This is a genomic window from Pseudomonas sp. 29, assembly GCF_002754355.1.
Lineage (GTDB): Bacteria > Pseudomonadota > Gammaproteobacteria > Pseudomonadales > Pseudomonadaceae > Aquipseudomonas > Aquipseudomonas neuropathica.
In genome coordinates this window covers 4,958,175-4,971,217 of sequence record NZ_PEEY01000001.1, presented here as the reverse complement: position 1 = coordinate 4,971,217, position 13,043 = coordinate 4,958,175, and the positions used below count along the sequence as shown (strand labels likewise).

Here is a 13,043-nt window from a genome sequence, read left to right as displayed (position 1 = left end):
CCGAGGCTGCTCTAATTCATCTATCTCTGGCAGCAGAAGCAAAAAATCGCAACCTTCGGCAGCTCTTACAGACATCGCAAACCTGTAGGAGCTGTCGAGTGAAACGAGGCTGCGATCTTTTGATCTTGGCCTTAGCGCTTCTGGGTCAAGGCGCGACGTTCGAATTCGACGATGCGCTGACGGTAGTGTTCGATGGTCTGCGCGGTCAGGACGCTGCGCTGGTCATCTTTCAGTTCGCCGTTCAATTCCTGCGACAGCTTGCGGGCTGCAGCCACCATCACGTCGAAAGCTTGCTTCGGATGACGCGGGCCTGGCAGGCCGAGGAAGAAGCTTACCGCCGGGGTACTGAAATGGTCGATGTCGTCCAGATCAAAGATGCCCGGCTTGACCGCGTTGGCCATGGAGAACAGCACTTCACCATTGCCAGCCATGCTTTCGTGACGGTGGAAAATATCCATCTCGCCGAAACGCAGACCGCTTTCGAGAATGTTCTGCAACAGCGCCGGGCCTTTGAAGCCAGCGGCATCACGGCAGATCACGCTGATGACCAATACTTCTTCAGCTTGCGGCTGATCCTTGTCGGCCATCGCCGGCGCGGGCTTGCTGTCTTCAACGAAATCGTTGTCACGGCTGCTGAAGCTCGGGCCGCCGTCCAGATCCAGATCGAGGTTCAGGTCGCCCTGCGCCGGACCGTTGCTGCCACGCTTGCCACGTTTCGAACCGGATTCGCGAGGCTCGCGTGCTTCGCGGGCCGGCATGCTCACCGACGGCAGATCGTGTTCGTCCAGTTGCGGCTCTTTGTGGGTGTCCAGCACGCGAGCCGGGCCCAACAGCTCAGCGCTGGTGTCCTCGTCCGGCAGGTTGGACAGACTTCGGTCAAGACGGAATTTCAGTTTTCCCTTGCCGCCGCGCATACGGCGCCAGCCATCGAAAAGAATACCGGCTATCACAATGATGCCGATGACGATCAGCCACTCGCGCAGACCGATTTCCATGTAATCCCGTGCCTCTATAAAAAATGCTGAAAAATAAGGGGTTTACATTGTGCAAACCGCTTTAAAACGTGGCGCCAACTCTATGTTCTGACAGGCGTTTTGCCCACGTATACGAAAAATTGACATTAAACTAGCACGACCAAAGACAACTTTACACCGTCTGTCTCATTTGGCTTGCGCGAATATGTCGATTGGCCAGCAAGTCGCAGTTGGTAAAAAAGTCCTACAGACCTGAATTACCTTTTCCGACACCACGCTGACTCAGGCGTCCACCATCGCCATCGCCTCCTCGACATCTACGGCTACCAGTCGCGAACAACCCGGTTCATGCATCGTTACGCCCATCAACTGCTCGGCCATTTCCATGGCGATCTTGTTGTGGGTGATATAGATGAACTGCACGGTCTGCGACATCTCTTTGACCAAGCGTGCGTAGCGTCCAACGTTAGCGTCATCCAGTGGCGCGTCAACCTCATCGAGCATGCAGAACGGCGCCGGGTTCAATTTGAAGATGGCAAAAACCAGTGCCAGTGCGGTCAGGGCTTTTTCCCCGCCGGAAAGCAAATGGATGGTGCTGTTCTTCTTCCCTGGCGGCTGCGCCATGATCGTTACCCCTGTATCGAGTAGATCTTCGCCCGTCAGTTCCAAATACGCGCGCCCGCCACCGAAAACTTTTGGAAAAAGTGCCTGTAAACCACCGTTGATCTGATCAAAGGTATCTTTGAAGCGGTTGCGGGTTTCCTTGTCGATCTTGCGAATTACGTTTTCCAGGGTCTCCAGCGCTTCGACCAGATCGGCATCCTGGGCATCCAGATAACGTTTACGCTCGGACTGTTGCGTGTATTCATCGATGGCCGCGAGGTTGATCGCACCCAGGCGCTGAATCCGCGCGTTGATGCGTTCGAGTTCTTCTTCGGCTTCGCGTTCACTGGCTTGCGCGGTTAATGTCGCGAGCACGCCGTTAAGATCGTAGCCGTCTTCCAGCAACTGATCCTGCAAAGCCTTGCGGCGCACGGTCAGGGCTTGCCATTCCATCCGTTGCTGTTCGAGCTGGCCGCGAATCAACTGCGATTGCTGCTCGGCCTGAGTCCGGCGCTTTTCCGCGTCGCGCAATTCGCGATCGGCATCTTCCAAAGCGATCTGCGCGGTCTTCAGTTCTTCATCGACGGTCATGCGCTTGTCGAGCAGTTCTTCGAGTTTCAAGCGCAGCTCTTCCAGCGGTGCCTCGCCCTCCTCCAGATTCAGACTCAACTGTTCGCGCTTTTCAGTCAGGCGCTCGGCCTGCATTTCCAGACGCTCCAGCGCCTGACGCGTGGAGTCATGCTGCGCGCGCAAAGAGCCAAGACGCACGGCCAATTGATGGGCGTGATCCTTGTGCTGCCGCGCCTCCTGGCGCACGCGGTCAAGGCGCTCGCGCAGGCTGTCGCGCTGGGCCAGCAGCAATTCACGCTGCTCGGTGTCCAGCGCCATGGCATCCAGCGCTTCCTGCAATTGCATGCGCGCTTCGCCGATCTGTTCATGCTCGAGTTCGCGTTGTTCGCCCAGTTCGACCAGCTCTTCATCGAGACGGGTACGACGCAGAGTCAACTGTTCGGCCTTGGCTTTGCCAGCGGACAGCTGTGCTTTCAATTCGCCTTGCTGACGCGCTTCGTCTTGCAGCAAACGGCGCAAATGTTCGCGGCCGTTTTCCTGCTGACGCTGTTGCGCACGCAGGGTTTGCAGACGGGTTTCCATGGCCTCGACCGTGGCTTCTTTTTCTTCACGTTCGAGGTGCAGCGCTTCGATTTCCTGGCCACGGGCGAGCATGCCGCTTTCCGCTTCGCTGGCCCGGCGCACGCGCAGGAAGTGCCGGCCGACCCAGTAACCGTCACGACTGATCAGGCTCTCGCCAGCGCTCAACTGTCCGCGCAAGGCCAAGGCCTGCTCAAGACTATCGACCGGTTTGACCTGACCGAGCCACGGCGACAGATCGACCTGCGCATCAACCTTGTCGAGCAAGCTGCCGGCCACGCGCACGCCATCGCTGGCCGGGCTGAGCAGGCGCAGATCGCCCTGAGTAAAACCGGACAAATCGAAGCCGCTGAAGTCGTCGACCAGCACCGCTTGCAGATCGGCGCCGAGCACGGTTTCCACCGCCAGCTCCCAACCGGCCTCGACCTTCAGGCCCTCGGCCAGACGCGGACGCTCGGCGAGGTTGTGCTCCTTCAGCCATTCAGCGGTGCCGGTGCCCGGATCGAGCGCGGCTTGCTGCAAGGCTTCAAGGGAAGCCAGGCGACCGTTGAGGCGCTGCAAATCACCCTGCGCCTGTTGCTGCGCGGTCAGCGCTTGCTGCAATTCCTGACGCAGTTGTTCGAGCTTTTCGACTTGAGCTTCTTCGCTGGTCTGCAAATCTTCGAGGGTCGCTTCGGACTCGGCGAGCTGCTCGTTGAGTTCCATGATCGCCGCGTCTTCCGGGTCAGCCGAGAGCAGCGCGCGCTCTTCACCGAGGCGCTTCTGTCGGTCAGCGAGGCGCTCCATGCTGGTTTCCAGCTGCTGGATGCGCGACTGCTGCACTTCAGCCTGACGGCGCGGTTCGGCGGCGGTCAGGTTGAAGGCGTCCCACTGCTCCTGCCAGCCGTGCATGACCGATTCGGAATCTTCCAGTGCAGCGGCGGCTTCTTCGGCGGCAGCGCTGGTGACTTCCTGCTCGGGGGTGAGCATGTCCAGCTCTTCGCCGAGGGTCAGCAGCAACGTGCGGTCGTGGCCCAGGTGTGATTCGGTTTCGAGGCGTGCGCGCTCGGCTTCTTTCAAGTCGTCCTGCAACTGCCGCAAGCGTTGCTGGCCGTGCTGGATGCTTTGCTCGACGCGGGCGATATCGCCGCCGACCGAATAGAAGCGTCCCTGCACCAGATTGAAGCGTTCGGACAGGTCATGGTGACCATCACGCAGACGCTCAATGGCCGCGTCAGCATTACGCTGCTCGGCGACCAGCGCTTCGAAACTGATTTCCTGGGTGCCGATGATCGACTCGCGCTGGCCGACCTGTTCGTTGAGATCCTGCCAGCGCAGGGCCGACAGTTGTGCCTTGAGCTGACGCTCCTCGGCTTTGAATTCCTGATACTTCTTCGCCGCTTCGGCCTGGCGGTGCAGGCGCTCGAGTTGACGCTCGAGCTCTTCGCGCAGGTCAGTCAGACGCGCGAGGTTTTCGTGGGTGCGACGGATACGGTTTTCGGTCTCGCGGCGACGCTCCTTGTACTTGGAGATGCCGGCAGCTTCTTCGATAAAGTTGCGCAGGTCTTCGGGTTTGGACTCGATCAGCTTGGAGATCATCCCCTGCTCGATGATCGAGTAACTGCGCGGGCCCAGACCGGTGCCGAGGAAGATATCGGTGATGTCGCGACGCCGGCATTTGGTGCCGTTGAGGTAATACGTGGTCTGGCTGTCGCGGGTGACTTTACGGCGGATGGAAATCTCGGCGTAGGCGGCGTACTCGCCCAGCAGCGTGCCGTCGGAGTTGTCGAAAACCAGTTCGATACTGGCCTGACTCACCGGTTTGCGGCTGGTCGAGCCGTTGAAGATGACGTCGGTCATCGACTCGCCACGGAGGTTCTTCGCCGAACTTTCGCCCATCACCCAGCGCACGGCGTCGATGATGTTCGACTTGCCGCAACCGTTCGGCCCGACGACCGCCGCCATGTTACTGGGGAAGTTCACCGTGGTCGGGTCGACGAAGGATTTGAATCCCGCCAGTTTGATGCACTTGAGCCGCACGCTTAGGCAACCGTCAGGGCGGAAACCACCAGATCGCAGCTGCGCTGGGCGTAAGCCGTCAGCACGATGCGGATCTGCGGCAAATCACGGGCGAGCACGGCGGCGAGCAGGCGTTCGAACAGTTCGAGGAACTCGCTCATTGAAGCCTTGCGCTGTTCGAGGGCGAGGAAGTACGCACGGCTCATGGCCGGCTGCAGGTTCTCGACGGTCTCTTGCAGGTACGGATTGTTGGCGAACGGATAGGCGGCGCGCATTACGGCGAAGCTGTCGTCGACGAAGCTGCGGATATCCTGACGCTCGTAGCTGGCGGTCAGGCGCTGCTGGATCTGCACGAACGGCGCCATGTCCGATTGCACTTGCCAGCCATTGGCCACCGCGTTGCCGAGCAGAATGTACAGCTCGCTCATCAACGTGCACAGGCTCTGCACCTTGTGCGGCGTCAGCTCGGTGACGTGCGCACCACGGCGCGGCAGAATCGCGATCAGGTGGCGGCGCTCAAGGATCAGCAAGGCTTCACGGACCGAACCGCGGCTGACATTCAGTGCCAGCGTGACCTTCTGTTCCTGGATGCGCTCTCCCGGCTTCATTTCGCCACGAATGATGCGTTCGGCGAGGTGGTGAGCGATTTGCTCGGCGAGGCTGTCCGGCGCCTTGAACGTCATGGTTGTCCTTCAAACTCTATCGATCTGCACAAGCGGCGCAGTGTAGCGCAAATGCAGGCTCATGGCGGAGTGCCCACTCAGCGGTTTTTGGCACGATTCCCGCAAAAAAGCAGGGGATCCAATGAGGGTCAATACTGAATAGACACGTTGTTGATCGACGAAATGCTTTTTCCTGACCTTTAAGTCAGAAAACCATTGACCGAAAAGTCAGACCTGCTAAATTCGGTTCACGTCGGTTAACAACAATAATGAGTCTGCGAGGCCTTCCGTGATCCAGTTTTTACTTAACCAGGAACTCCGTAGCGAGCACGCCCTGGACCCGAATCTGACTGTGCTCAATTACCTGCGTGAACACGTCGGCAAATCCGGCACCAAAGAAGGTTGCGCCAGCGGTGACTGCGGTGCCTGCACCGTGGTGGTCGGCGAGTTGCAAACGGATGACGCTGGCCGCGAACACATTCGCTATCGCAGCCTCAACTCGTGCCTGACGTTCGTGTCGTCGCTGCACGGCAAACAACTGATCAGCGTCGAAGACCTCAAACACAAAGGCGAACTGCACAGCGTGCAGAAAGCCATGGTCGAGTGCCACGGCTCGCAGTGCGGTTTCTGCACCCCCGGTTTCGTCATGTCGCTGTTCGCCCTGCAAAAGAACAGTGATGCACCGGATCACGCCAAGGCCCACGAAGCGCTGGCCGGCAACCTCTGCCGTTGCACCGGCTACCGGCCTATTCTGGCCGCTGCCGAGCAATCCTGCTGCGGCAAGCAACCAGATCAGTTCGATGCCCGCGAAGCGGAGACCATTGCGCGCCTCAAAGCCATCGCCCCGACCGATATCGGCGAACTCAACAGCGGCGACAAGCGCTGCCTGGTGCCGCTGACTGTCGCCGACCTTGCCGATCTCTACGACGCTTACCCACAAGCGCGCCTGCTCGCTGGCGGTACCGATCTGGCGCTGGAAGTCACCCAATTCCACCGCACCCTGCCGGTGATGATCTACGTCGGCAACGTCGCGGAAATGAAGCGCATCGACACCTTCGAAGACCGCATCGAAATCGGCGCCGCCACCGCCCTCTCCGACTGCTACGAAGCGCTGAACGCCGAGTACCCGGACTTCGGCGAACTGCTGCACCGCTTCGCCTCGCTGCAAATCCGCAACCAGGGCACCCTTGGCGGCAACATCGGCAACGCCTCGCCGATCGGTGATTCGCCACCGCTGCTGATCGCCCTCGGCGCGCAGGTCGTGCTGTGCAAAGGCGAAACTCGCCGCACCCTGAACCTGGAAGATTACTTCATCGATTACAAAGTCACGGCCCGTCAGGAAAGTGAATTCATCGAGAAGATCATCGTCCCGCGCGCCAGCGCCGAGCAGCTGTTCCGCGCCTACAAGGTCTCCAAGCGTCTGGACGACGACATCTCTGCCGTCTGCGCCGCGTTCAACCTGCGCGTGGAAAACGGCGTGATCACCGATGCACGCATGGCTTTCGGCGGCATGGCCGCGATCCCGAAACGCGCCGCCCATTGTGAAGCCGCGCTGATCGGTGCGCCGTTCACCAACACGGTGGTCGAACGCGCCTGCGCCGCACTGGCCGAAGATTTCACCCCGCTGTCGGACTTCCGCGCCAGCAAGGAATATCGCCTGCTCAGCGCACAGAACCTGCTGCGCAAATACTTCATCGAACTGCAAACACCGCACATCGAGACTCGGGTGACCGCTTATGTCTAACCATCACGGCGTAGAAAAAACCCAGGCTGAACTGGCTGAACTGTTCGCCAAGGATCTGACCTCTGGCGTCGGCCGCAGCGTCAAGCACGACAGCGCCGCCAAACACGTGTCCGGTGAAGCGCAGTACATCGATGATCGCCTGGAATTTCCCAACCAGTTGCATCTGTATGCACGCATGTCGGACCGCGCCCACGCGAAGATCATCAGCATCGACACCTCGCCGTGCTACGCCTTTGAAGGCGTGCGCATCGCCATCACCCACGAAGACGTGCCAGGCCTGAAAGACATCGGCCCGCTGATGCCAGGCGACCCGTTGCTGGCCATCGATGACGTGCAGTTCGTCGGTCAACCGGTGCTTGCGGTGGCCGCGAAGGATCTGGAAACCGCGCGCAAAGCCGCGATGGCGGCGATCATCGAATACGAAGATCTCGAACCTGTGCTCGACGTAGTCGAAGCCCTGCGCAAGCGCCACTTCGTCCTCGACAGCCACACCCACCAGCGCGGCGATTCGGTTTCTGCGCTGGCAACCGCTGAACACCGCATCCAAGGCACGCTGCACATCGGCGGTCAGGAACACTTCTACCTGGAGACGCAAATCTCCTCGGTAATGCCGACCGAAGACGGCGGCATGATCGTTTACTGCTCGACGCAGAACCCGACCGAAGTGCAGAAATTGGTTGCCGAAGTGCTCGACGTGTCGATGAACAAAATCGTCGTCGACATGCGTCGCATGGGCGGTGGTTTCGGTGGCAAGGAAACTCAAGCCGCCAGCCCGGCGTGCCTGTGCGCGGTGGTTGCGCACCTCACCGGCCAGCCGACCAAGATGCGCCTGCCGCGCGTCGAAGACATGCTGATGACCGGCAAGCGTCACCCGTTCTACGTCGAGTACGACGTCGGCTTCGACAGCACCGGGCGCCTGCACGGGATCAACATGGACCTGGCCGGCAACTGCGGCTGCTCGCCGGACCTGTCCGCGTCGATCGTTGACCGGGCGATGTTCCATTCCGACAACTCTTACTACCTCGGCGATGCGACCATCCACGGTCACCGCTGCAAGACCAACACCGCGTCGAACACCGCTTACCGTGGTTTCGGTGGCCCACAAGGCATGGTCGCGATCGAAGAAGTGATGGACGCGATTGCCCGTCATTTGCAACTCGACCCACTCGCGGTGCGCAAGGCCAACTACTACGGCAAGACCGAACGCAACGTCACCCACTACTACCAGACCGTCGAGCACAACATGCTCGAAGAGATGACCGCCGAACTGGAAGAAAGCAGCCAGTACCACGAGCGCCGTGAAGCGATTCGTCGCTACAACGCCAACAGCCCGATCCTGAAAAAAGGCCTGGCGCTGACCCCGGTGAAATTCGGCATTTCCTTCACCGCCAGTTTCTTGAACCAGGCCGGTGCGCTGATCCACATCTACACCGATGGCAGCATCCACCTGAACCATGGCGGCACCGAAATGGGTCAGGGCCTGAACACCAAAGTCGCGCAGGTCGTGGCCGAAGTGTTCCAGGTCGAAATCGACCGTGTGCAGATCACTGCGACCAACACCGACAAGGTGCCAAACACCTCGCCGACGGCAGCGTCCAGCGGCGCCGACCTGAACGGTAAAGCGGCGCAGAACGCGGCGGAAATCATCAAGAAACGCCTGATCGAATTCGCTGCGCGTCACTTCAAAGTCACTGAAGAAGACGTTGAATTCCACAACGGTCACGTGCGTGTTCGCGACCATATCCTGACCTTTGAAGCGCTGATCCAGCAGGCGTATTTCAATCAGGTTTCGCTGTCGAGCACTGGCTTCTACAAGACCCCGAAAATCTACTACGACCGCAGCCAGGCGCGTGGTCGTCCGTTCTACTACTTTGCCTTCGGCGCGGCGTGCTGCGAAGTGATCGTCGACACCCTGACCGGCGAGTACAAGATGCTGCGCACCGACATCCTTCACGACGTCGGCGCCTCGCTGAACCCGTCCATCGACATCGGTCAGGTCGAGGGTGGTTTCATCCAGGGCATGGGCTGGCTGACCATGGAAGAGCTGGTCTGGAACAACAAAGGCAAGCTGATGACCAACGGCCCGGCCAGCTACAAGATCCCGGCCGTGGCGGACATGCCGCTGGACCTGCGGGTGAAGCTGGTGGAAAACCGCAAGAACCCGGAAGACACGGTGTTCCATTCCAAGGCTGTCGGCGAGCCGCCGTTCATGCTCGGGATTGCCTCGTGGTGCGCGATCAAGGATGCGGTGGCGAGCCTCGGTGATTACAAACATCAGCCGCAGATCGATGCGCCGGCGACGCCGGAGCGGGTGTTGTGGGGTTGTGAGCAGATGCGTCAGTTGAAGGCTGTGAAAGCGGTTGCGACTGAAACCGAGTTGGCTCCGCTCTAGGACCGAGGCGCGGCCATTCGCGAGCAGGCTCGCTCCCACATTTGGAATGCATTTCCCTGTGGGAGCGAGCCTGCTCGCGAAGAGGCCCGAACAGACAACGATGTTGTAGGGGTGAACTATGTACAACTGGATCGACGCCCTCGCCGACCTGCAGAACCAGGGCGAGCCCTGTGTGCTGGTGACGATCATCGAAGAACTCGGCTCGACGCCACGCAACGCCGGCTCGAAAATGGTCATCAGCGCTAATCAGAGTTTCGACACCATCGGTGGCGGGCATCTGGAATACAAAGCCATGCAGATCGCCCGCGAGATGCTCGCCAGCGGCAAGCAGGACACTCATCTGGAGCGCTTCAGCCTCGGCGCCAGCCTGGGCCAGTGCTGCGGCGGCGCGACCGTGTTGCTGTTCGAACCGATGGGCCAGGTGCAGGCGCAAATCGCCGTGTTCGGGGCCGGTCACGTTGGCCGCGCCTTGGTGCCGCTGCTCGCCAGCCTGCCCTGCCGGGTGCGCTGGATCGATTCGCGCGAGGCCGAATTCCCCGAACACATTCCCCACGGCGTGCGTAAAATCGTTTCCGAAGAGCCTGTGGATGAAATCGATGAACTGCCCGCCGGCAGTTACTGCATCGTCATGACCCACAACCATCAACTCGACCTTGAACTCACTGCCGCGATTCTCAAGCGCAACGACTTCGCCTACTTCGGCCTGATCGGTTCGAAGACCAAACGCGCGAAGTTCGAACACCGTTTACGTGATCGCGGTTTCGACAGCGGCGTCGTGCAACGCATACGCTGCCCGATGGGCATCGGCGAAGTCAAAGGCAAACTGCCTGTGGAAATCGCCATCTCCATCGCCGGCGAAATCATCGCCACCTACAACGCCAACTTCGGCCAGCAGACTGCCAGCGCCGAACCGATTGCCAAACTGCTGCCGGTGTCGCGGCGCAGTCAAGCGACCAAACTCAAAGCCTCAAACTGATTAGAGAACCCTCATGCCTCTGACTCGCAAAGCCTACCGCGCCGCCATCCTGCACAGCATCGCCGACCCCGCCGAAGTCGGGATCGAAGCCTCCTACGAATATTTCGAGGACGGCCTGCTGGTGGTCGATGGCGGCAAGATCAGCGCCCTTGGCCATGCCAGTGATTTGCTGCCGACCCTGCCGGCGGACATCGAAATCGAGCATTACCAAGACGCGTTGATCACCCCGGGCTTCATCGATACCCACATTCACTTTCCGCAAACAGGCATGGTCGGTGCCTACGGCGAGCAACTACTCGACTGGCTGAACACCTACACCTTCCCGTGCGAAAGCCAGTTCGGCGACAAGGCCCACGCCGACGAAGTCGCTGACATTTTCGTCAAGGAGCTGCTGCGCAACGGCACCACCACCGCACTGGTGTTTGGCAGCGTGCACCCGCAATCGGTGAACTCGTTATTTGAAGCGGCCGAGAAGCTCGACCTGCGCATGATCGCCGGCAAGGTGATGATGGACCGCAACGCCCCGGACTACCTGACCGACACCGCCGAATCGAGCTACGTCGAAAGCAAGGCGCTGATCGAACGCTGGCACGGCAAGGGCCGCCTGCACTACGCGGTCACCCCGCGCTTCGCGCCGACCAGCACCCCGGAACAACTGACCCTCGCCGGGCAACTGCTGACCGAATACCCGGATCTGTACATGCAGACCCACATCAGCGAAAACCTCAAGGAAATCGAGTGGGTCAAGGAGCTGTTCCCGGAGCGCAAGGGCTACCTCGACGTTTATGACCACTACAAACTGCTCGGCGAGCGCTCGGTGTTCGCCCACGGCGTGCACCTGTGCGACGACGAATGCGCGCGACTGGCGGAAACCGGTTCGGCGATCTCGTTCTGCCCGACCTCGAACTTCTTCTTGGGTAGCGGCCTGTTCAACCTGCCGATGGCCGAGAAGCACAAGCTCAATGTCGGTCTGGGCACTGACGTTGGCGGCGGCACCAGTTTCTCGCTACTGCAGACGCTGAACGAAGCGTACAAAGTGATGCAACTGCAAGGTGCGCGACTGAGTCCGTTCAAGTCACTGTACCTGGCGACCCTGGGTGGCGCGCGGGCGCTGCGTCTGGAAGACAAGATCGGCACCCTGCAACCGGGTTCCGACGCCGACTTCCTGGTGCTCGATTACAACGCGACGCCGCTGCTGAGCTACCGTTTGAAGCAGGCCAACAACATTGCCGAGACGTTGTTTGTGTTGATGACGCTGGGCGATGACCGCACGGTGCAGCAGACGTATGCGGCGGGTGCGCTGGTGCATCAGCGCTGAGTTTTTTCCAAGGCATAAAAAATCCCCCGGTGGTGTGCACCCCGGGGGATTTTTTGTTGCCTTTCAGATTGCTATCGCTGGCAAGCCAGCTCCCACAGGTTTCTCGATGTATCGCAGATTTGGTGAACCCCACAATTCCCTGTGGGAGCTGGCTTGCCAGCGATTGGGGCGACTCGGTCTAAGTCAGAGCTTGGCCGCAGGGCGCCCCGGCTTCTTGGTCTGCAACAAATGCGAGAACACCGCATGCAGATCATCCGACGCGCCTTCCTCGTCGAGGTTGAGCTTGCTGTCGATGTGATCCATGTGATGCATCATCAGATTCACCGCCAACTCACCGTCGCGCTTCTCGATCGCGTCGATCAACTGGGTGTGTTCGTCGTACGAGCAATGCGAGCGGTTGCCGCTTTCGTACTGGGCAATGATCAGCGACGTCTGCGAAACAAGGCTGCGCTGGAAGCTGATCAACGGGGCGTTCATCGCCGCTTCCGCCAGTTTCAGGTGGAATTCGCCCGACAGACGAATACCGGCGCCGCGATCGCCACGGGAGAAGCTGTCGCGCTCGTCGTTGACCATCTGCCGCAGCTCGGCGATCTGCTCGGCGGTGGCGTGTTGCACCGCCAACTCAGTGATCGCGCGTTCGACCAGGCGACGGGCAAGAAACACCTGACGGGCTTCTTCAACGCTCGGGCTGGCAACCACCGCGCCGCGGTTCGGTCGCAACAGCACCACGCCTTCATGGGCCAGACGCGACAGCGCGCGGCGAATGATGGTGCGGCTGACCCCAAAGATTTCCCCCAGCGCTTCTTCGCTCAACTTGGTGCCGGGCGCCAGACGCTGTTCGAGGATGGCCTCGAAGATATGCGCGTAGACAATATCGTCCTGGGTTCCGCTGCGGCCGGCTTTGCCTGCTCGCGGTTGTTTCTTGAGGGGTTGCAACTGTTCGTTCATGGGCACTCGAGTCGGGAGAACTGCGGCGAATAGACCGTGACTGTAATACGGCACAGTAGGTCGCTGGCAAGTATCGCGTAAAAAACAGCGCGATTGTACACAATGGAAGGTGGCAACACGACTGTACGGCTGTTTGTGACTTCCGCTGTATTGCAACGATCCGTTACGTTTGAGTTTAGGCTTGTTCGCAGAATCCGCCGCCAGAACACCGCCTCCCCTGTAGGAGCTGCCGAAGGCTGCGATCTTTTGACTTTGATTTTAAGAAGCAAGATCAACAGA

At 59.9% G+C, this 13,043-nt stretch carries 8 protein-coding genes; 4 read left to right on the top strand and 4 right to left on the bottom strand.

Going from position 1 to position 13,043, the window contains the following annotated elements; translation table 11 throughout:
- Positions 1-131: 131 nt before the first annotated feature.
- From zipA to CLU80_RS23055, 3 genes are all read right to left on the bottom strand, one after another.
- On the bottom strand, positions 132-995 hold the full coding sequence (zipA, locus tag CLU80_RS23065; protein WP_034152851.1) for a cell division protein ZipA: 864 nt from the start codon (positions 993-995) through the stop codon (positions 132-134).
- A 261-nt stretch (positions 996-1,256) separates the two neighbouring features.
- On the bottom strand, positions 1,257-4,745 hold the full coding sequence (smc, locus tag CLU80_RS23060; RefSeq protein ID WP_093431819.1) for a chromosome segregation protein SMC: 3,489 nt from the start codon (positions 4,743-4,745) through the stop codon (positions 1,257-1,259).
- Between the two features lie 2 nt (positions 4,746-4,747).
- On the bottom strand, positions 4,748-5,407 hold the full coding sequence (locus tag CLU80_RS23055) for a GntR family transcriptional regulator (protein WP_034152853.1): 660 nt from the start codon (positions 5,405-5,407) through the stop codon (positions 4,748-4,750).
- 268 nt (positions 5,408-5,675) lie between these two features.
- On the opposite strand from CLU80_RS23055, the gene xdhA reads away from it, so the two are divergent.
- From xdhA to guaD, 4 genes are all read left to right on the top strand, one after another.
- Positions 5,676-7,130 carry a xanthine dehydrogenase small subunit gene (gene xdhA / locus CLU80_RS23050; protein ID WP_095047730.1) on the top strand — a complete coding sequence of 485 codons (1,455 nt, stop codon included), beginning with the start codon at positions 5,676-5,678 and terminating at the stop codon, positions 7,128-7,130.
- Entirely contained in the window at positions 7,123-9,522 is a 2,400-nt protein-coding gene (gene xdhB / locus CLU80_RS23045) for a xanthine dehydrogenase molybdopterin binding subunit (protein WP_099758469.1), read from the top strand. The genes xdhA and xdhB overlap by 8 nt, the downstream gene beginning before the upstream one ends.
- Before the next feature lie 118 nt (positions 9,523-9,640).
- On the top strand, positions 9,641-10,498 hold the full coding sequence (gene xdhC, locus CLU80_RS23040) for a xanthine dehydrogenase accessory protein XdhC (RefSeq protein ID WP_099758468.1): 858 nt from the start codon (positions 9,641-9,643) through the stop codon (positions 10,496-10,498).
- A 13-nt stretch (positions 10,499-10,511) separates the two neighbouring features.
- Complete coding sequence (guaD, locus tag CLU80_RS23035) at positions 10,512-11,816, top strand: guanine deaminase (RefSeq protein ID WP_034152857.1); 1,305 nt, start codon at positions 10,512-10,514, stop codon at positions 11,814-11,816.
- 183 nt (positions 11,817-11,999) lie between these two features.
- Here the strand turns inward: guaD and CLU80_RS23030 are convergent, their stop codons facing one another.
- Positions 12,000-12,764, bottom strand: a complete 765-nt coding sequence (locus CLU80_RS23030) for a GntR family transcriptional regulator (RefSeq protein WP_007918375.1) — start codon at positions 12,762-12,764, stop codon at positions 12,000-12,002.
- Positions 12,765-13,043: the final 279 nt, after the last annotated feature.

Excerpts from the sequence above, each read along its gene's own strand:
- zipA (WP_034152851.1), bottom strand. The coding sequence starts at position 995 with ATGGAAATCGGTCTGCGCGAGTGGCTGATCGTCATCGGCATCATTGTG.
- CLU80_RS23055 (WP_034152853.1), bottom strand. The coding sequence starts at position 5,407 with ATGACGTTCAAGGCGCCGGACAGCCTCGCCGAGCAAATCGCTCACCAC.
- xdhB (WP_099758469.1), top strand. The coding sequence starts at position 7,123 with ATGTCTAACCATCACGGCGTAGAAAAAACCCAGGCTGAACTGGCTGAA.
- xdhC (WP_099758468.1), top strand. The coding sequence starts at position 9,641 with ATGTACAACTGGATCGACGCCCTCGCCGACCTGCAGAACCAGGGCGAG.
- guaD (WP_034152857.1), top strand. The coding sequence starts at position 10,512 with ATGCCTCTGACTCGCAAAGCCTACCGCGCCGCCATCCTGCACAGCATC.
- CLU80_RS23030 (WP_007918375.1), bottom strand. The coding sequence starts at position 12,764 with ATGAACGAACAGTTGCAACCCCTCAAGAAACAACCGCGAGCAGGCAAA.